Source organism: Pseudomonas sp. W22_MBD1_FP4 (assembly GCF_052113765.1).
GTDB classification, from domain to species: domain Bacteria; phylum Pseudomonadota; class Gammaproteobacteria; order Pseudomonadales; family Pseudomonadaceae; genus Aquipseudomonas; species Aquipseudomonas sivasensis.
The window spans coordinates 328,214-347,460 of sequence record NZ_JBGQOI010000002.1; the positions used below are offsets into that span (position 1 = coordinate 328,214).

At 60.2% G+C, this 19,247-nt stretch carries 21 protein-coding genes; 5 read left to right on the forward strand and 16 right to left on the reverse strand.

The features are described 5' to 3' along the window. Positions 1-111: 111 nt before the first annotated feature. Together ACEN2T_RS04290 and ACEN2T_RS04295 are read left to right on the forward strand one after the other, a co-directional pair. A complete protein-coding gene (locus tag ACEN2T_RS04290; RefSeq protein WP_442116358.1) occupies positions 112-1,524 on the forward strand; it encodes an aspartate aminotransferase family protein in 1,413 nt (470 codons plus the stop codon). Between the two features lie 81 nt (positions 1,525-1,605). Beyond that, positions 1,606-1,827 (forward strand): MbtH family protein, encoded by a 222-nt coding sequence (locus ACEN2T_RS04295; RefSeq protein WP_032887983.1) that lies wholly within the window; start codon positions 1,606-1,608, stop codon positions 1,825-1,827. Positions 1,828-2,063: 236 nt separating this feature from the next. Here ACEN2T_RS04295 and ACEN2T_RS04300 read toward each other — a convergent pair whose 3' ends face one another. From ACEN2T_RS04300 to minC, 7 genes are all read right to left on the reverse strand, one after another. Continuing rightward, positions 2,064-4,232: a mechanosensitive ion channel family protein gene (locus ACEN2T_RS04300; RefSeq protein WP_032887985.1), complete on the reverse strand. Its 2,169-nt coding sequence runs from the start codon at positions 4,230-4,232 to the stop codon at positions 2,064-2,066. Positions 4,233-4,284: 52 nt separating this feature from the next. Then, positions 4,285-4,461, reverse strand: coding sequence for a hypothetical protein (locus ACEN2T_RS04305; RefSeq protein ID WP_010208820.1), 177 nt, complete (start codon positions 4,459-4,461; stop codon positions 4,285-4,287). Between the two features lie 207 nt (positions 4,462-4,668). Continuing rightward, positions 4,669-5,958 (reverse strand): M18 family aminopeptidase, encoded by a 1,290-nt coding sequence (locus ACEN2T_RS04310; protein WP_032887987.1) that lies wholly within the window; start codon positions 5,956-5,958, stop codon positions 4,669-4,671. 172 nt (positions 5,959-6,130) lie between these two features. Then, complete coding sequence (locus ACEN2T_RS04315) at positions 6,131-6,766, reverse strand: RluA family pseudouridine synthase (RefSeq protein WP_032887988.1); 636 nt, start codon at positions 6,764-6,766, stop codon at positions 6,131-6,133. A gap of 96 nt (positions 6,767-6,862) precedes the next feature. Next, positions 6,863-7,117 (reverse strand): cell division topological specificity factor MinE, encoded by a 255-nt coding sequence (minE, locus tag ACEN2T_RS04320; protein ID WP_003175252.1) that lies wholly within the window; start codon positions 7,115-7,117, stop codon positions 6,863-6,865. Positions 7,118-7,120: 3 nt separating this feature from the next. Further along, the gene (minD, locus tag ACEN2T_RS04325) at positions 7,121-7,933 is read right to left on the reverse strand and encodes a septum site-determining protein MinD (RefSeq protein WP_017737535.1); all 813 of its coding nucleotides are present in this window, start codon (positions 7,931-7,933) and stop codon (positions 7,121-7,123) included. A gap of 200 nt (positions 7,934-8,133) precedes the next feature. Beyond that, on the reverse strand, positions 8,134-8,871 hold the full coding sequence (gene minC / locus ACEN2T_RS04330; RefSeq protein ID WP_032888096.1) for a septum site-determining protein MinC: 738 nt from the start codon (positions 8,869-8,871) through the stop codon (positions 8,134-8,136). A 119-nt stretch (positions 8,872-8,990) separates the two neighbouring features. On the opposite strand from minC, the gene ACEN2T_RS04335 reads away from it, so the two are divergent. Both ACEN2T_RS04335 and ACEN2T_RS04340 read left to right on the forward strand, forming a co-directional pair. Continuing rightward, positions 8,991-9,926 (forward strand): lipid A biosynthesis lauroyl acyltransferase, encoded by a 936-nt coding sequence (locus tag ACEN2T_RS04335; RefSeq protein ID WP_442116359.1) that lies wholly within the window; start codon positions 8,991-8,993, stop codon positions 9,924-9,926. A gap of 30 nt (positions 9,927-9,956) precedes the next feature. Then, a complete protein-coding gene (locus tag ACEN2T_RS04340; RefSeq protein WP_032887992.1) occupies positions 9,957-11,105 on the forward strand; it encodes a patatin-like phospholipase family protein in 1,149 nt (382 codons plus the stop codon). Positions 11,106-11,214: 109 nt separating this feature from the next. Here the strand turns inward: ACEN2T_RS04340 and ACEN2T_RS04345 are convergent, their stop codons facing one another. The 9 genes from ACEN2T_RS04345 to ACEN2T_RS04385 form a co-directional block, all read right to left on the reverse strand. Continuing rightward, positions 11,215-12,000 (reverse strand): outer membrane protein OmpK, encoded by a 786-nt coding sequence (locus ACEN2T_RS04345; protein ID WP_032887994.1) that lies wholly within the window; start codon positions 11,998-12,000, stop codon positions 11,215-11,217. Beyond that, positions 11,997-12,392 carry a hypothetical protein gene (locus tag ACEN2T_RS04350; protein ID WP_143521257.1) on the reverse strand — a complete coding sequence of 132 codons (396 nt, stop codon included), beginning with the start codon at positions 12,390-12,392 and terminating at the stop codon, positions 11,997-11,999. Before ACEN2T_RS04350 ends, ACEN2T_RS04345 begins: the two co-directional genes overlap by 4 nt. Before the next feature lie 47 nt (positions 12,393-12,439). Then, positions 12,440-13,786 carry a nucleobase:cation symporter-2 family protein gene (locus ACEN2T_RS04355; protein ID WP_032887997.1) on the reverse strand — a complete coding sequence of 449 codons (1,347 nt, stop codon included), beginning with the start codon at positions 13,784-13,786 and terminating at the stop codon, positions 12,440-12,442. A 176-nt stretch (positions 13,787-13,962) separates the two neighbouring features. Beyond that, entirely contained in the window at positions 13,963-15,246 is a 1,284-nt protein-coding gene (locus ACEN2T_RS04360; protein WP_099603043.1) for a urate hydroxylase PuuD, read from the reverse strand. Between the two features lie 51 nt (positions 15,247-15,297). Then, positions 15,298-15,801, reverse strand: a complete 504-nt coding sequence (locus ACEN2T_RS04365) for an ureidoglycolate lyase (RefSeq protein WP_027603915.1) — start codon at positions 15,799-15,801, stop codon at positions 15,298-15,300. Positions 15,802-16,026: 225 nt separating this feature from the next. Then, positions 16,027-17,022 (reverse strand): allantoicase, encoded by a 996-nt coding sequence (gene alc / locus ACEN2T_RS04370; protein ID WP_032888001.1) that lies wholly within the window; start codon positions 17,020-17,022, stop codon positions 16,027-16,029. Between the two features lie 41 nt (positions 17,023-17,063). Continuing rightward, a complete protein-coding gene (uraD, locus tag ACEN2T_RS04375; protein WP_032888003.1) occupies positions 17,064-17,579 on the reverse strand; it encodes a 2-oxo-4-hydroxy-4-carboxy-5-ureidoimidazoline decarboxylase in 516 nt (171 codons plus the stop codon). Further along, entirely contained in the window at positions 17,576-18,502 is a 927-nt protein-coding gene (puuE, locus tag ACEN2T_RS04380; RefSeq protein WP_032888005.1) for an allantoinase PuuE, read from the reverse strand. Before puuE ends, uraD begins: the two co-directional genes overlap by 4 nt. Before the next feature lie 148 nt (positions 18,503-18,650). Further along, entirely contained in the window at positions 18,651-18,869 is a 219-nt protein-coding gene (locus ACEN2T_RS04385; protein ID WP_143521258.1) for a hypothetical protein, read from the reverse strand. A 14-nt stretch (positions 18,870-18,883) separates the two neighbouring features. Here ACEN2T_RS04385 and uraH point away from each other — a divergent pair, with 14 nt between their 5' ends. Then, on the forward strand, positions 18,884-19,237 hold the full coding sequence (gene uraH / locus ACEN2T_RS04390) for a hydroxyisourate hydrolase (protein WP_032888007.1): 354 nt from the start codon (positions 18,884-18,886) through the stop codon (positions 19,235-19,237). Positions 19,238-19,247 lie beyond the last annotated feature (10 nt).

Consider the following 19,247-nt stretch of genomic DNA (forward strand, 5'->3'; position numbering starts at 1 on the left):
CTCAGCCGCTGATGCGTTTCCAGAACAGGAAATCCGTGCGCATGCCCTTGGGCCAGACGCCAACGGATTGGCAGTTTGGTCACCATCATCAGCGTATTGAGGGATAGAGAGATGTCTGTCGCTACCAGCCGTATCGAAAGCGCCCCAGTGCATGTCAGCCCGGCGCCTGTGGAAACGCTCTACCAGTTCGACGAAACACCGCTGCTGGCCCGTCAGCGCCAGCAGGAATCCAATGCGCGCAGTTATCCGCGGCGTATCCCTTTGGCGCTCAAACGTGCCAAGGGCATCTACGTGGAAGACGTGGAAGGCCGCCAGTTCATCGACTGCCTGGCCGGGGCCGGCACCCTGGCGCTGGGGCATAACCACCCGGTGGTGATCGACGCTATCCAGCAAGTGCTGAGTGATGAGCTGCCGTTGCACACCCTCGACCTGACTACGCCGGTCAAGGATCAATTCGTGCAGGACTTGTTCGGTCTGTTGCCGGCCGAGTTGGCGCGGGAAGCCAAGATCCAGTTTTGCGGGCCCACTGGCACTGATGCGGTGGAAGCCGCGCTGAAACTGGTCCGTACTGCCACAGGGCGCAGCACCGTGCTGTCGTTCCAGGGCGGTTATCACGGCATGAGCCAAGGCGCTTTGAGCCTGATGGGCAGCCTCGGGCCGAAGAAGCCCTTGGGGGCGTTGCTTGGCAATGGCGTGCAGTTCCTGCCGTATCCCTACGATTACCGCTGCCCGTTTGGTCTGGGCGGTGCGCAAGGTGTGCGGGTCAACCTGCACTACCTGGAAAACCTGCTTAACGACCCGGAAGCTGGCGTGTTGCTGCCGGCAGCGGTGATTGTTGAAGTGGTGCAGGGTGAAGGCGGCGTAATCCCGGCCGACCTCGACTGGCTGCGCGGCCTGCGACGCATCACCGAGCAGGCGGGTGTGGCGTTGATTGTCGACGAAATCCAGAGCGGTTTTGGCCGCACCGGCAAGATGTTCGCCTTCGAACACGCGGGCATCATTCCGGATGTGGTGGTGATGTCCAAGGCCATCGGCGGTAGCTTGCCGTTGGCGGTGGTGGTGTACCGCGACTGGCTCGACACCTGGCTGCCGGGCGCCCATGCCGGCACGTTCCGTGGCAATCAAATGGCTATGGCGGCGGGTTCGGCGGTAATGCGCTACCTCAAGGAACACGACCTGCCCGGCCACGCGACAGTTATGGGCGAGCGCCTCGGCGAACACCTGCGCATCCTGCAACGCGACTTCCCGCAGTTGGGGGATATTCGCGGTCGCGGGCTGATGCTCGGTGTGGAACTGGTCGACCCGGACGGCACCCTCGATACCCAGGGCCACCCTCCGGTGCACCGCCAATTGGCGCCGCTGGTACAGCGCGAGTGCCTCAAGCGCGGGCTGATCCTGGAACTGGGTGGTCGCCATGGCAGCGTGGTTCGCTTCCTGCCGCCGCTGGTGATCACCGCCGCTGAAGTCGACCGTGTGGCCGAGATCTTCGGGCGTGCCCTGGCCGCCGCCGTGGACAGCCGCTAATTTTTCGATGGCTTGGTACGTTTCTACAGATATCAGTGCTGCGCGTGGTGCGCAGCCAGCTTTTTGCGATGGAGAACAGCAATGACCTCAGTATTTGACCGCGACGACATCCTGTTTCAGGTAGTGGTCAACCATGAAGAACAGTATTCCATCTGGCCCGACTACAAGGTCGTGCCGGAAGGCTGGCGCACCGTGGGCAAGAGCGGCATGAAGAAAGAGTGCCTGGCCTACATCGAAGAAACCTGGACTGATATGCGCCCGTTGAGCTTGCGCCAGAAGATGGATGGAGCAGCGCTCGTTTAAACATGGCGGTTTGTGTCTGGTAATCAGGCTCTATGGAGTGAGCGCGCGTATTGTGGCAAGCGGGCCTGATGTGGTGAGCGGGCTTGCCCCGCGCTGGGCTGCAAAGCAGCCCCACTCCAGCCACTGAGTTGTATCAGATACACCGCATTCCACCCGTTCAGGACCGCTTCGCGCTCCAGCGCGGGGCAGGCCCGCTCACCACAACAAGCCGCTCGGCAAAGGTGGGTGCGGCTGCTTCAAGCGTCCTTCTCTTTCTCCAACCCACCCGAAGCTCCCGTCACCACCTGCACACTCAATCGAGGTGTGGCCAGATCCAACCCGGCCTCGTCCAGATGCCGTTTCAGCGACAGGTTGAACGCCCTTGACACTTCCCATTGCTTGATCGGCGCCGTCTTGAACCGGGCGCGCAGGATCGCGCTGCCTGACTCAAAGCTCTCCACCCCCTGGATCTCCAGCGGCGACCAGATATTGCGGCGCTGCAGCGGGTCATTGCGCATTTTCTGGCCGACATCACGGATCAGCTTGATCGCGTTATCAATGTCCATGTTGTACGGAATTGCCACCCGGAAGATCGCGTAGCCGAACTCTCGCGAGTAGTTCTTGATGCTCTTGATCTCGCTGAACGGAATGGTGTGCACAATCCCGTCGATGTCGCGCAGGCGCACGGTGCGGATGGTCAGGCCCTCGACGGTGCCGAGGTGGCCGCCTACATCCACGTAATCATCAATCGCCAGGGAATCTTCGATGATGATGAACAGGCCGGTGATCAAGTCCGCCACCAGCGACTGCGCACCAAAACCGATGGCCAGGCCGATCACACCGGCACCCGCCAGCAGCGGTGTGACGTTCATGCCCATATTCGCCAGGGCGACGATGGCGGCAATGATGAAGATCGTCACGAACAGCACGTTGCGGATCAACGGCATCATGGTCTGCGCCCGCGCATTGGCCAGGCCTTTGCGCGAGCGGGTGAGGGCGTGGTGGATCGCGGTGTCGCTGAGGATCCAGATCAGCCAGGCGAACAGCAGCGTACCGGCCAGGCCGAACAGTTTGACCGCGATTTCATGCCCCTCGCCTTCGGCAAAGCCAATCAGCGACAGGCCCCAGACCCGCAGGCCCAGCTCGATAAACACCAGCCATACCGCCAGGTGGGCCAGGGTGTAGATGAAGCTTTTCAGGCGCTCGGAGTACAGCGCATGGCGCTTGTGCCCGCGTTGCGGCTTGAGAGCATGGCGGCGTACCAGACCGTTGATGACCATGCACAACACCAGCAACACCGTGCACAGCAGCGATTGGCGCAGGGCGGTGCTGGTGTCGCCGGCAGAGACGAACGTGGCAAACAGCGAAATGCCCACCAGCAGCAAGGCCGGGAGGTACCAGAACGAACCGATGATCGAGAGGGTGTCGCTGAGGGCGCGACGGGTGAGGCGGCGCGACAGCGGTTGGTTGCGTATCAGGTGGGCGATCGGGCGGCGAAACCGCAGGATAAACACGCCGGTGGACAACGCCGCCATCACATTGGCGACGGTTGCGGCGGTGTGAGACAGGTGTTGGCCGAGCGCAGTTACCAGTCTTGGGTCGCTCAGGGCTTCACCAAAAGCGGCAAAGCTGCCGATCCACCACAGCGGACGAAAGGCCTGGTGCCGCAGGATATACAGCGCACGATGGCGGTGCGGGCCGTCGAGCAAAGAGAACGCGATCACGCAGATGGCTGAGAAACAGGTACCGACCACCAGCGCGTAAGCCAACACCATCGCCAGGGATTTACCCAGGGAAGAGGGCAGTGCGTAGCTCATGTACACGGTGATCACCAGCGCGATCAGCCACGGCCCCAGTTTGCGCAGGGCAAAGCGCACCATGTCCCAGGTGCGCGGGTGTTGCGGCAGTTCTTCAGGCAGGCCGAACCGTTCGCGGACGCGGTGGCTGAGCCATATCAGCACGTAGGCCAGCAGGCTCCACACCGCGAGAATAAGCGCAAAGCCAAAAATGATTGGCAGCCATTCGTTGGCTGGCAGCATCAAGGCGTCGAGTTCGTCCTTGGCCTGGTCGATCTCATCGGACCAACGCCCCAGCGGGCTGTCGTTGCCGGAGAACTGTTGCTCCAGGGTCGACAGCGTGCTGCCGATCAGCCCAAGCACGCCCTGTTCGGCGGCCGGCTGGGCTTTTTGTGTGGCGGCGCGGAGTTTTTTCAGATCGCTCAGCAGTTGGGTGCGCTGCTGGTCGTTTTCCAGGGTCTTGATCACCTCGTCCAGCGATTGGCCGAGGGGCACTTCTGCCTGGGGCTGGGACTTGTTAGTGCTGCCGAGCAGGCCGGGCAAACCGACTGCTTGGGCAGAAGTAAGCGGCAGCAAGGTGAACAGGGCGATCAGCAGGTAGCAGGGCAGGGCAAACAGACGGGAAAGCACGAGGCGGTCAACCTTGGAAACGACGGGTTGAGCGAGTGTACGAGTGCACGCGTCATTCGGCCAGTTTGGCGAGGATCTTGTACACCACGGTGCCCAGGATCAGCAGCATACCGATCCACATGCCGAACACGCCGAGGGGCTTGTCGCGAAAGTTGAAGCCGACCGCGAGCATGATCATGCCGATCAGAATAGGGATAAGCATGGCGTGGAAGGAGGACATGGAGATCATGGTGCGACGGCCTTGTCGGAGTGGGAATACTGACAAGTCTAGGTCGGATTGCGGGAAGTGCAGATGATGCAGATCAGGTGTACGCAAAACCAAATGCGGGAGGGGGCTTGCCCTCGATAGCGGTCTGTCAGTCAGCTTGTTTTTAGCTGACCCACCGCATCGGGGGCAAGCCCCCTCCCACATTTCTGGCTGTATTCAGCCTTTGGATCAAGGCAGGTCGCGACTGGCGTAGAACGCACCCAGTACCTTCACCAGATGCGCCAGGTCATGGCTGCCGCACAGTTCACGAATGGAGTGCATGGCAAACGTCGGCAGGCCGATGTCCACGGTACGCACGCCCAGGTGGCTGGCGGTGATCGGGCCGATGGTCGAGCCGCAGCCCATGTCGCTGCGCACCACAAAGCTCTGTACCGGCACTTCTTCGGCCATGCACAGGTGGCGGAAGAACCCGGCGGTTTCGCTGTTGGTCGCGTAGCGCTGGTTGCTGTTGACCTTGATTACCGGGCCGGCGTTGAGCTTGGGGCCGTGGTTGGCGTCGTGCTTGTCGGCGTAGTTCGGGTGCACACCGTGGGCATTGTCCGCCGACACCAACAGGGATTTCTGAATGGTACGTACGAATTCATCACCCTCCGGCAACAGGCGTCGCAGGGTCTGTTCCAGCATCGGGCCATCGGCACCGCAGGCCGAGCAGGAACCGACTTCTTCGTGGTCGTTGCACACCAGTACGCAGGTTTCGTCGGTCTCGCTGGTGAGCAGGGCTTGCAGGCCGGCGTAGCACGACAATAGGTTGTCGAGGCGCGCGCCGGCGATGAAGTCGCCATTGAGGCCAATTACAGCTGCACTCTGGGTGTCGTAGAAGCTCAGCTCGTAATCGAGCACCACATCAGCGTTCAACCCGTGCTCGCGCGCCAGTTGCTCGGTGAGCACGGCTCGGAAGTCCACGCGCTCGTCACCGGCAAACTGCGCGAGGATCGGCGGCAGTTCGGTCTGGGCGTTGATTGCCCAGCCCTGATTGGCTTCGCGGTTCAGGTGAATGGCCAGGTTCGGGATGATGGCGATGGGCAGCTTGAAGTCGATCAGTTGGCTTTCGACTTTGCCGTCGCGGCGGAACGTCACGCGGCCTGCCAGGGACAAGTCGCGGTCAAACCACGGCGCCAGCAAGGCGCCGCCGTAGACTTCCACGCCCAACTGCCAGAAGCCCTGGCGTTGCAGCTCGGGCTGGGGCTTGACCCGCAGGCACGGGCTGTCGGTATGGGCGCCAACCAGGCGAATCCCGCCCTGCAGCGGCGAGTGACGGCCGAGCTTGAAGGCGATGATCGAGGAGTCGTTGCGGGTCACGTAGTAGCGACCGTTGGCTTCGGTGGCCCAGGTTTCGCGCTCGTCGAGACGCTGGTAACCGGCCGCTTCCAGGCGCTGGGCCAGGGCGGCAGTGGCATGAAAAGGAGTAGGGGAGGCCTTGAGGAAGTCGATCAGGCCTTGATTCAACGCTTCGCGCATAAATAGCTCCAGACAGCAATGCGCGGAGTTTACCGTTCGGTGACGGGAAGTGCACAGTACAAATGTGGGAGGGGGCTTGCCCCCGATTGCAGTGGGTCAGTCAACAATACAGTGACTGATTCTCCGCCATCGGGGGCAAGCCCCCTCCCACATTTGTTCTGTGTTCACAGCTTTAGAAGGGCGCTGGGCACTCGAAGCGCAAACGCTCGCCACTCTGCGGATGAGTAAAGCTCAGCATGCTTGCGTGCAAGCACAGGCGCGGCCACGCAGCCAGGGCTTGCTCATGGGCATACAGGCCGTCGCCGAGCAATGGATGACCGATCGACAGCATGTGCACGCGCAACTGGTGCGAGCGCCCGGTGATCGGCGTCAGCTCCACACGGCACCAGTCGCCGCAACGTTCCAGCACCTTCCAGAAGGTCATCGCGTGTTTGCCGAACTCGTGATCCACCACATGCCGTGGTTTGGTCGGCGGGTCGTAGCGCAAGGGCAGATCAATGCTGCCGCTGTCGAGTTCCGGCTGGCCCCAGGCCAATGCGGTGTAGGCCTTCTCGGTTTCACGGTCGTGAAACTGGCGGGACAGTTCGCGATGGGTATCGGCATCCCGAGCGAGCAGGATGATCCCCGAGGTTTCCCAGTCCAGGCGATGGACGATGCGGGCTTCGGGGTAGCCGTTTTCCTGCAGGCGGGTGATCAGGCAGTCCTTGTTGTCGTCGGCGCGGCCAGGCACCGAGAGCAGCAGGGTCGGCTTGTTCACCACCAGGACAGCGTCGTCCTGATGCAGGATATGGATATTGGACAGCGGCATTAAACAGCCTCGTAACAAACGCCAACGGCGGCTCGCCCACCCGGTTCCCGCTATGGGATCAAGGTGTGCGAGCCGCCGTGGCGGCCGCCTGTTCGATCAACGATCAGGCAGGGTGATATTGAGTTCCAGAATCGAGCAGCTGCCGTCATTTTCCAGAGCGACATGCACGTCATCGTTGCCGATGTTGACGTACTTGCGGATCACCTCGACCAGTTCCTTCTGCAAGGCTGGCAGGTAGTCCGGGGTGCTGCGTTGGCCGCGTTCGTGCGCCACGATGATCTGTAGACGCTCTTTCGCGACCGACGCGGTGCTTGGCTTTTTGTTGGCGCGAAAGAAGTCGAGAAATTTCATTGTTTAGTTGCCTCCAAAGATACGCTCGAAGAATCCCTTCTTCTTAACATCGAGGAAGCGATGTTCCACGGTCTTGCCCAGCAAGCGATCAACCGCATCGCTGTACGCCTGGCCGGCGTCGCTCTGGTCGTCAAGAATAACCGGGACACCCTGGTTGGAAGCCTTCAGGACGGCCTGGGATTCCGGGATCACGCCCAGCAGGGTCACCGCGAGGATGTCCTTGACGTCCTCGACACCGAGCATTTCGCCGTTGCTGACGCGCTCAGGGTTGTAGCGGGTGAGCAGCAGGTGCTCCTTGATCGGGTCTTCACCTTTCTCTGCGCGCTGGGACTTGCTGGCCAGCAGGCCGAGCATGCGGTCCGAGTCACGTACGGAGGACACTTCCGGGTTGGTTACCACGATGGCTTCATCGGCGAAGTACATCGCCAAATGAGCACCGGTTTCGATGCCGGCCGGGGAGTCGCAGACGACGTATTCGAAGGTTTCCTTCAGTTCAGCGAGGACTTTGCCTACGCCTTCTTTGGTCAACGCATCTTTGTCACGGGTCTGGCTGGCGGCCAGTACGTACAGGTTCTCAAGGCGCTTGTCCTTGATCAGGGCCTGTTGCAGGTTGGCTTCGCCGTTCACCACGTTGACGAAGTCGTACACCACACGGCGTTCGCAGCCCATGATCAGGTCGAGGTTACGCAAACCGACGTCGAAGTCGACGATGACTGTCTTGTGGCCGCGCAGAGCGAGGCCGGTACCGATAGCGGCGCTGGTGGTGGTCTTACCCACACCACCCTTGCCGGATGTAACCACGAGAATCTTGGCCAAGGTGTTTCACCCCTAAGGAAAAAGGACTTTTCAGTCCCTGAAAAACATCTCTTGGAACTCGCTGCAGGCGGACGGTCTTTGTAGGAAAAAGACGGGTTAGCGTAGGAAAAACGCCAACCTTCAGATGTTCCTACACAAGTATTGCCGGTTTCGCTGTGCTATCAGAGTCTAGAGATGCTTGGAAAATGCGGCAGTATCCGTTAAAGACGGATGATGTTCAACACATCGCCCGACAGGCTGACCTGCACCCCGGCCCCCCATAGTGGATCACGGCGCAAATCTTCGGAAACCTTGTACTGGCCTGCGATGGACACTAGCTCAGCGGTCAACTGCTGGCAAAAAATACGGGCCTTGGTATCACCCTTGATGCCGGCAAGGGCACGTCCGCGCATCGGGCCGTATACATGGATGTTGCCATCGGCGAGAAGTTCCGCGCCGGGACTGACCGAGGAGATGACAACCAGGTCGCCGCCTTGGGCGTAAATTTGCTGCCCACCGCGTACGGGAGAGGTGATGATCTTTGTAGGCTTTATCGTCGGCTCCGGTGGTTTTTCCGGTTTTTTCTTCTCTTCACCGACCAATGGTTCGAGCGGACGCTCGCGTGCGCCGGACGGTGGCAGTACTGGCAGTTCAATGGCGATGGCCGCGGCAATGTCTTCGATACGGCTGGCACGAATGGCGAGAGTGCGCAGGCCATGGGAGCGGCACACGCGCATCAGGCCAGGCAGATCGACAGCGCCCTGGCCGGCCGGTAGTTTGTCCAGGGCCAGCACCAGCGGGGCGTTGTTGAAGAAGTTTGGCGCCAGGGCGACCTTGGCGGCGAGCTGGCGGTCCAGGGCGTCGAGGTCGTTACGGGCGAGTTCCAGCACGGTGATGGCGAGCATGCTGCCTTTCAGCTGGAACACGGGATCTTGGTCTAGCGGTTCGGTTTGGCTCATGGTCGGCATAAAGCGGCTTGTCACGAAAAGTGTCGAGACTTATAACGAGAACATCCACTGGCCGCAAGCCGGGTCGAACCGTTGTAGAATGCGCGGCCCTGTCTTTACCGGAATCTGTAATGGATCGCCCGCGTTTTCGAGCTGCATTTTTTCACCCGCGTTTCTGGCTGCTATGGCTTGGGCTCGGCCTGCTGTGGCTGGTCACCCAATTGCCATACCGCGCGCTGCTGGCCATTGGTCGGTTACTGGGCGCGGGTATGTACCGTGTGGCCAGCGAGCGTCGCCGCATCGCCGCGCGTAACCTGGAACTGTGCTTCCCGGAAAAAACCGCTAAAGAGCGTAAGCAGTTGCTCAAGGAAAACTTTGCCTCCACAGGCATCGCCTTCTTTGAAATGGCCATGAGTTGGTGGTGGTCGCGCCAGCGCCTGTCGCGTCTGGCCCATGTCGAAGGCCTGGAGCATCTCAAGCAGGCCCAACTCGATGGCAAGGGCGTGATCCTCATGGCCCTGCATTTCACCACCCTGGAAATCGGCGCGGCGCTGTTGGGCCAAAAGCACACCATTGATGGGATGTACCGCGAGCACGGCAATCCGTTGTTCGACTTTATCCAGCGCCGTGGCCGCGAGCGCCACAACCTTGATTCCCTGGCCATCGAGCGCGAAGACGTGCGCGGCATGCTTAAGCTGCTGCGCGCCGGCCGCGCCATCTGGTACGCACCTGACCAGGACTATGGCGCCAAGCAAAGTATTTTCGTACCGCTGTTCGGCATCCAGGCCGCCACCGTCACCGCCACCAGCAAGTTCGCCCGCCTGGGCAAGGCGCTGGTGGTGCCGTTCACCCAGGAGCGCCTGGCCGACGGCAGTGGTTACCGCCTGGTGATCCATCCGCCGTTGACCGACTTTCCCGGCGAAAGCGATGAGGTGGACTGCCTGTGCATCAACCAGTGGGTCGAAACCTCTGTACGCGAATGCCCCGAGCAATACCTGTGGACCCACCGCCGCTTCAAGAGCCGGCCACCGGGCGAACCCAAGTTGTACGAAAAAAGCCGCCGATAAGGCGAGATTTTCCCCACACGGAGTGATGCGATGCGCCCAGCTGAACCGGTAACAGGCTTGATTCTTTCCGGCGGCGGGGCGCGAGCGGCGTATCAGGTGGGTGTTTTGGCGGCGATTGCCGAGCTGTTGCCACCAGGGGCGCCCAACCCGTTTCCGGTGATCGTCGGCACCTCGGCCGGGGCGATCAATGCGGTGACACTGGCCAGTGGCGCGATGGATTTCACGGCGGCGATCCAGCGTCTTACTGCCTTTTGGCAGGGCTTTCGCAGCCATCTGGTGTTGCGCAGTGATTGGCCGGGGGTTATTCGCCAGGCGAGTCGTTTCCTCATCCACAGCCTGTTGGGCCTGGGCGCGCAAGTGCCGGTAGCGTTGCTTAATAGCTCTCCGCTGCGGGACTTGTTGCAAGAGCGCCTGAACCTGGGCGGCATCGACGAAGCCATCCGAAACAAGCATTTGCACGCGGTGGCGGTCACCGCGTTCGGCTATGAATCCGGGCAGGCGGTGACCTTCTATCAAGGTGGCGGCACCATTGATGCGTGGTTGCGCCATCGGCGTATCGGCGTCCCGACGCAACTGACGGTTGAGCACCTGCTGGCCAGTTCAGCGATCCCTTTGCTGTTTGCCCCGGTGAAACTCGACCAGGAATATTTCGGTGACGGTGCGGTGCGCCAATCAGCCCCGATCAGCCCGGCGCTGCACCTGGGGGCGACCCGCGTGCTGGTGGTGGGCGTCAGCGGCAACCCGCGGGGCAACGAGCCATCGGTGCAGCGCACCTACACCGGTCAGGAACCGACCCTGGCCCAGATCGGTGGGCACATGCTCAACAGCACGTTCATCGACAGCCTGGAAAGTGATATCGAATTGCTGGAGCGTCTGAACCAGTTCAGCCATCACCAGCCAGCCGACAGCGCGGCCCGAGGCCTGGCACCGGTGGAAGTGCTGGTGATTGCGCCAAGCCAGCCGATCGATGAAATCGCGGCAAGGCATCGGCAGGAATTGCCGGCGGCGTTGCGGTTGTTCTTGCGTGGGCCGGGGGCGACCAAAACGAGCGGGGCGGGGGTGCTGAGTTACTTGCTGTTCGAGGCGGGGTATTGCAGCGAGTTGATTGAGTTGGGCAGAAAAGATGCGCTGGCCAAGCGTGAGGAGATCATGCGGTTTTTGGGCCTGCCGCCTATCTGAATGTGGGAGGGGGCTTGCTCCCGATAGCAGTGTGTCAGTCAACAAATAGAGTGACTGACACTTCGCTATCGGGAGCAAGCCCCCTCCCACATTTGTATTGCATTGGCTTTTAGAAGTGATACTTGACCAGGAAGCTCGCCGTGTCCTGGGTGGTCTTGAATGCACCCGAATCTTCGATCCCGTACTTGTTCTTCCAGTAGTCGTACTCAAAACCCACATACAACTGCTTATCGCCCCAATGCAGCGCTTTACCCAGGTCGTATTTAACCTGCGGGTTGAAGTGCAGGTTGGCGTGGTAAGTGCCACGGGCGTTTTTGTCGTTATCCACCACCCAATCCATGAAGCCGTCGATCAGGATGTCGGAGCTGCCGACGGGAATGGTGTAGGCCCACACCGGAGTGATTTGCCAAACGCCATCACCCGCGCGATTGCCTTCGGTCTGGCGCTGATAGAAGTTCAGTTGGAAGTAGTCGAAACCAGGGATGTTCAAGTCGAACGCCGGGCCGAGCAGGTACGACTCGTTATCGCCTTCGCCGAACTCGTAAGTGAAGGCCAGCAGCACATCCTTGATCGGTCCGAAGGACAGGTCTTTGTCGAGGATTTTACCGAATGACAACCGTGGGCTGATCTCGCCGTAGTAGGTGCTTGGGCCGACGTTGCCGTCTTCCTTGCCGTTGTAGAAGATGCGGTCGACGAACACAAAGTTGTCGCCGTACTTCCACGCGTCGGCGTGTTCGAAGGTGACGGTTTGCTGGATCTGCGGGTTGACGGTAAAGCTCTTGCCCCACAGGTACGTCAGGCTGTTGTTCTGCCACTGCAACAAGTCACCGGCCACGGCCTGACCACCCGCAAGCAGGGATCCTGCCAGCATCAGGCCTTTGAACATAGGTTTCATTCGGTTGCTCCCGAGTTAAGGTTTTGTGGTTTTTCTTCTACGCAGGCGCTCTGGTGTGGCGCCTTTTGGTTCGCTGCAAAAATCGTCTGTTTGGTCAGCTTTAGTGCTTTTAGCAAGAGCTGCGCCAAGGTGTTTGAAACGCCAAAAAATCCCCGTCGGCTGCAACAAATACAGTCGAATACAGAGGCGTTTTGTGCACCGTGGCAGCAGACATTAGGCCGGGATAAGTTGGCCTTGCAGTCAGCTTTTACATTCGCTGTTTTTTTTTGAGTCGATTCGAGCGGGCGCGGAGAATACTGGCTCCCAAGCCTTGGCTCAAGTGCGCTCTTACAGAGCGTGTCGGGCATAAATGGGGCACGGCTGATGGCCGCCCCCAGGTGGAGGGTGTGCATGGTGGGGTTCCTTGTTCGTTATTGTTTTTGTTGTCGTAACGAAGGAATCAATGCGTATGAGCGACGGCAGGGCGTTCTGAACCGCCGAGGATGTTGAACAGGATATTCAGCGACAACGCGCTGAGGGTGGCCATGGCGATTCCACTGTGGGTAATCGGGCTCATCCACAACGGCAGTTGGGCGAAGAACTCCGGGCGCACTACGGGAATCAGGCCCATGCCGATGCTCACCGCTACCAGCAACTGGTTACGGCGGTCGGCGATGTCAGCTTCCTGAAGGATTTTGATGCCGGTGGCTGCGACCATGCCGAACATGGCAATCGCCGCACCGCCGAGCACTGCCGGTGGAATCGATGCCACCAGGTACGCCGCTTTGGGCAACAGGCTGAGCACAATCAGGAACGCGCCGGCCATGATCGTCACCGAGCGGCAACGCACGCCGGTCATCTGCACCAGGCCGATGTTCTGGGCGAATGAGGAGTGGGTAAAGGTGTTGAAGAACCCGGCGAAGAACGACGCGCCGGCATCACACAGCAAGCCCCGACGCAGCATCTTGGGGGACACTTCCTGACCGGTGATCTTGCCCAGGGCGAGGAACATCCCGGTGGATTCGACAAAGATAATCACCACGACCAGGCACATCGACAGGATCGGTGCCAACTCGAACTTCGGCATGCCGAAGTGCAGCGGTGTCACCACCTGCACCCACGGCGCCTGGGCCAGGCCGCTGAGGTCGACCATGCCAATGATGCCGCACAAGCCGTAGCCAAGCCCCATACCGATCAGCACCGAAATGTTCACCCAGAAACCGCGCATGAAGCGGTTGATCAGCAGGATGGTAGCCAGTACCAGCGCGGCAATCGCCAGGTAGATCGGCGAGCCAAATGTGGCTGCCGCGCTGCCGCCGCCGGCCCAGTTCACGGCCACGGGGAATAGCGAAAGGCCGATGGCGGTGATCACGGTGCCAGTCACCAACGGAGGGAAAAAGCGCACCACCTTGGACATGAAGGGCGCAATGATCATTCCGAAGAACCCGGCCGCGATGGTCGCGCCGAAGATACCCTGCAAGCCGATACCCGGCATGCCGGCCATGGCGACCATGCTGCCGACGGCGGCAAAACTGGCGCCCATCATCACCGGCATACGAATGCCCACCGGGCCGATGCCGAATGACTGGATCATGGTGGCGATACCGGCCACCAGCAGGTCGGCGTTGATCAGGAAAGCGATTTCTTCACGGCTCAAGCCCGCGGCCTGGCCAATGATGAGGGGTACGGCGACGGCGCCGCCGTACATCAGCAAGACGTGTTGCAGGCCTACCAGAATCAGTTGCAAGAGGGGCAGCCGCTCCATGGCAGGGGCGGCAGGAATCTGCGGTTCGACTAACTCGGTCATGCAACACCTCGGATCTTTTTTATTTTTGTGTTGTGTGGAACGCAATCTCTAAATCACTACAAGTCCCCTGTGGGATAGGGGCTTGCCCCCGATTGCGGTGGTTCAGTCACTGATGTTTTGAATGACACACGGCTATCGGGGGCAAGCCCCTCCCACATTGGAACTGTGTGAATCTGTCAGTTGGTACGCGCCCCCTGGTTGATCCAGGTGCCAATCAAATCCCGCTCCTGCTGGGTCATCTGGGTGATGTTGCCCAGCGGCATGATCTGGCTCGCCACGGCCTGCGCCTGAATGCGTGCTGCCTGTTGCTGGATCTGCGCCGGGGTATCGAACATCACCCCAGCCGGAGCGGTGCTGAACAGCGGGCTGGTGGGCTTGGCCGAATGGCACACGGCGCAACGCTCTTGGATCACCCCATGCACCTTGTCGAAATCAATCGTCGCCTGGGCGGGGGCCGGTTCGGCGGCGGGAGCTGCTGGAACCGCGGGTTTCAAGCCACCGCCCAACGCCGTTTCAGGCAGTGGCTGGTATTCGATGGCCGCAGGTGCCTTGGCAATCGGCTCTGCCGGTTTTGGCCCAGTGACGTATGCCAGGCTAATCATCGCCAACGCGCCGACCGGTAAGGTCCATGCATACTTCTGGCTGTTGTGACGGGTGTTGAAGTAGTGCCGTACCAACACCGCCGCCACCGCGATACCCGCCAGGATCAGCCAGTTGTATTGGCTGCCGTAGGTGCTCGGGAAGTGGTTGCTGATCATGATGAACAGCACCGGCAAGGTGAAGTAGTTGTTATGGCGCGAACGCAGCAATCCCTTGGCCGGCAGGGCCGGATCAGGCGTGCGGTTCTCGGCGATGGCCGCCACCAGCGCGCGCTGCGCCGGCATGATGATGCGGAACACGTTGCCCACCATGATGGTGCCGATCACCGCACCGACGTGCAGGTAGGCGCCACGGCCGCTGAACACTTTGCTGAAGCCATAGGCCGCCGCAATCAACAGCACAAACAGGATGAAACCGAGCAGGGCAGGGCGTTTACCCAGGGCCGAGTCGCAGAGGAAGGAGTAGATGAACCAGCCGGCGAACAGTGAGCCAATGCCCAGCAATACGCCCTCGGTGCCGCTGAGGCTGCTGCCGGGTGCGAGCAGGTACAGCGTCGGGTTGAGGTAGAACACCACGCACAGCAGCGCGACGCCCGACATCCAGGTGAAATAGGCTTCCCATTTGAACCAGTGCAGGTTGTCCGGCATGGTCGGCGGGGCCAGTTTGTATTTTTCCAGGTGGTAGATACCGCCACCGTGGATCGCCCACAAGTCACCGGCGAGGCCGCTCTTGGGGTTGACGCGGTTGAGGTTGTTTTCCAGCCAGACAAAGTAGAACGAAGCGCCGATCCAGGCGACGCCAGTGATCATGTGAACCCAGCGCACGCTAAGGTTCAGCCATTCCAACAGATGTGCTTCCACAGTCTTTACCTCTCGCCTGTCACCCTTGTTGTCGGGTGATCCGGCCTTCTCTTATTGGTGGGGGGCGAGGATCAACCGCTCATCCTCTTTGAAAAAATGCTCATCGCAGTTATTGCCTGTGCCACTGCGATCAACCACCAGGAAGTCATCCCGCTTTTCGATCGTCAGCACCGGGTGGTGCCAGACGCCGCGATGGTAATTAATGCCCTGCCTGCCGTTGGTGACGAAGGCGCGGACCAAGCCCGATACAGGTGCATCGCCAAGTGGCGCGACCACGATCAGAAAGGGGTTGCCGAGCAGCGGTATGAAAGCCTGGCTGCCCAGCGGGTGTCTTTCCAGCATGCACACGGTCAGCGGCATATCCAGCGCGTCGGCGCGGAAGATGCTGATGATGGCGTTGTCTTCAGGCTGTGCGGTTTCTACCGTTGCCAGCTTGTGAAAGCGCATGGTCGACCCGTTGTTGATCATGAAGTGATCGCTGCCGTCGGTTTCGATAACGTCTCCGAAGGGGGCGAAGGCTTCTTTGGTCAGGGGTTCGATCATCAGTGTGCGCATGGCTGTCTTCTTATCCGGATTCTGTGTTGGTTATGCGGTTGCTTGTGGGTGTGATGAACGTGTGTGGTGAGCGGGCTGGCCCCGCGCTGGGCTGCTAAGCGGCCCCAACAAGATCACTGCGTTTCTTCTGTGAAAACGCGGTGTCTGCTTCCAGGGTCGCTTCGCGCCCCAACGCGGGGCAAGCCCGCTCACCACAACAAGCTCCTTTGCCACAGGATTCAGCGTTTACTTGGCGACTTTACCCAGTACACGCAGGCGGCTCACGCCCCCATCCGGGAACACGTTCAGGCGGATGTGAGTGATCGGGCCCAGTGCCTTGATCTGCTCGGCGAAGGTGTGTTCGGCGTGCATTTCCAACTTCTGCGCCGGCAGCAGTTCGCGCCAGAACAGCGATTGGGTTTCGATCTGGCTGTCGGTGCCGCCTTTCACGAAGGCGCCTTGGATCGAGCAGGTGTCCGGGTAGTTGCCCTTGAAGTGCAGGGTGTCGACGATGATCTTCTCGATCTCGCCCGGGTGGCCCAATGCGACGATCACCCAGTCATTGCCTGGTGTACGACGACGAGCGGTTTCCCAGCCATCGCCCATGTTGATGCCACGACCTGGGTTGAGAATGTTGCTCATGCGGCCGAAGTGTTCATCGGAGCACGCCAGTGCGCGGCCGCCGTTCAGGGCAGACGCCAGGTCGACCTGTTCGTTGTCGCCCACCGACGACCAGTCGCGGAACGGAATACCGTACACACGCAGACGGGCTACGCCGCCGTCCGGGTAGATGTTGAAACGCAGGTGGCTGAATGCCTGATCGTTGCTGATCTCGTGGTAGTGGTGGCTGTTGCCTTGCAACTCGACGGCCGACAGCACTTCGGTCCACTGGGTGTTGTCATCCGGGTCGCCCGAGGCCAGGAAGCAGGCTTCCAGGGACGCCGACGGCGGGAAGTTGCCGGTGAAGAATGAAGTGTCGATGTCCACGCCCTTGATCGAACCCGGTACGCCCAGGCGGATCACTGCGCTGTCGTAGCCTTCGAAGCGCTTGCGGCGTGACTCCCAGCCGTCCATCCACTTGCCGTTGTCATCGAAAACGCCCTCCTTCCACACGGCCGGGGTCGGCTGGAACAGGCGGTTGGCGTCAGCGAACCAGTCATCGGTCACCGAAAGGATCTTGGTGCCCAGACGGGCGTCGGCCAGGTTGACGAACTTCTCGAAAGGTACGGCGTAAGCTTTCATTCTTCTTGTCTGCCTTATATAGAGTGGCTGGGGATGGTCGTTTAGAGGGTCAGTAAACGGAACAACGCGATCTTGTTGATCTCGGCCAGGGCGCATTTGAATTCGGCGTCCGCCGAGTTGTGAATGCGCGTCTCGAATGCGGCCAGGATCTGATGCCGGTTGCTGCCTTTTACCGCCATGATGAAGGGAAACTTGAACGTGGCTTTGTAGGCATCGTTCAGCTCGGTGAAGCGCGAGAACTCTTCGGCCGTGCATTGGTGAATCCCCGCGCCAGCTTGCTCATCAGTGCTGGCTTGGGTGAGTTGGCCCTGGACGGCAGCTTTGCCGGCCAGGTCCGGGTGGGCGTTGATCAGGGCCAGTTGACTGGTGTGATCAGCGCTCAACAGGATGTCGCTCATGCGCTGGTGCAGGGTTTCGATCTGGTCGATCGAAGGGTCCTGGCCCAGGTCGAAGGCCTTTTCGGCCACCCATGGCGAGTGTTCGTAGATATCGGCAAAGGCGGCGACAAACTCATCGCGGCTCAAGGTCGATGGCTTCAGGGTCTTGAATGCAGTCATTTGGCCGCTCCCGTGTACGGGTGGGTTTCATGCCAGTGACGGGCGATATCGACGCGGCGGGTGAACCACACGTGTTCATGGCCCTTGGCGTATTCGATAAAACGCTTCAGCGCAGCCAGGCGCGCCGGGCGGCCAATCAAACGGCAATGCAGGCCGATGGACAACATCTTCGGTGCCTCGGCGCCTTCGGCGTACAGCACGTCGAACGCATCCTTCAGGTATTCGAAAAAGTCATCGCCCTTGTTGAAACCTTGCACCTGGGTGAAGCGCATGTCGTTGGTGTCCAAGGTGTAGGGGATCACCAGGTGCGGCTTGCCGGTGGGGTTGTTCGGTTCCCAGTAGGGCAGGTCGTCGTCGTAGGTGTCGCAGTCGTACAGGAAACCGCCTTCTTCCATCACCAGGCGACGGGTGTTCGGGCCGGTGCGGCCGGTGTACCAGCCCAGCGGGCGTTCGCCGGTCAGTTCGGTAAGGATGCGGATGGCTTCGAGCATATGCTCGCGCTCCTGGGCCTCGTCCATGTACTGGTAGTCGATCCAGCGGTAGCCGTGGCTGCAGATCTCATGGCCGGCCTCGACCATGGCGCGAATCACGTCCGGGTGGCGTTGGGCGGCCATGGCCACGGCGAAGATGGTCAGCGGGATATCGAATTCTTTGAACAGCTTGAGGATGCGCCACACGCCGGCACGGCTGCCGTATTCGTACAGCGACTCCATGCTCATGTTGCGTGCGCCTTGCAGCGGTTGGGCCGAGACCATTTCCGATAGGAAGGCTTCGGACTCTTTGTCGCCGTGCAAAATATTGCGCTCGCCGCCTTCTTCGTAATTGAGTACGAAAGACAACGCGATGCGTGCCTTGCCCGGCCAGTGGGGGTGAGGAGGGTTACTGCCGTAACCGATCAGGTCGCGTGGGTAGTCAGCGCTCACTGCAGTCTTCCTTCTTGTTCGTGGTAGCAAGTGCGTGGCGACCGGCAGAAAAACCTGGTGGCGTCACAGCGATGAGCTGATTGTATACAACTTGATGGTCACTTTGTAAGCCTGTATTTCTGCATTTTTTCCAGGCGGTTGCCACCGATTAGCTTTGCAAGAAACTTGCCTGGTTGGTCAGTAAATGGATGAAAGGGCGTTTAAAAGCAAGGCTTGCTGAGAATTTGCAGTGAGGATAGCTGCGCAGAGTGGTGAGTAAAACTTTGTAATTTTTATTGTGTACAATTTTTATTAAAAGTGTCTTAATCAGCGCATCGCCGGATTTTGCATGCCCTGTAAAGGTGCGGCCTATTTTCACTCTACTCAAGGGAGCTCCGTTCCATGGGACGACTGACCACACACGTACTCGATGCCGCCCACGGCTGCCCCGGCAGCGCCATTCAGGTTGAACTGTACCGCGTCGAAGGCACGCAGTTGGAGCTGGTCGCCAGCGCCCTGACCAACAGCGACGGTCGTTGCGATGCACCGCTGCTGCAAGGCGATGACTACCGCACGGGTGTTTACCAGCTGCAATTCAGCGCCGGCGATTACTACCGTGCCCGTGGCGTGCAGTTGCCGGAGCCGGCCTTCCTTGATGTCGTCGTACTGCGTTTTGGTATCAGTGCCGAACAGGATCACTACCACGTGCCTCTGCTGATTTCGCCTTACAGCTACTCTACCTATCGCGGTAGCTGAGTCGTCACCT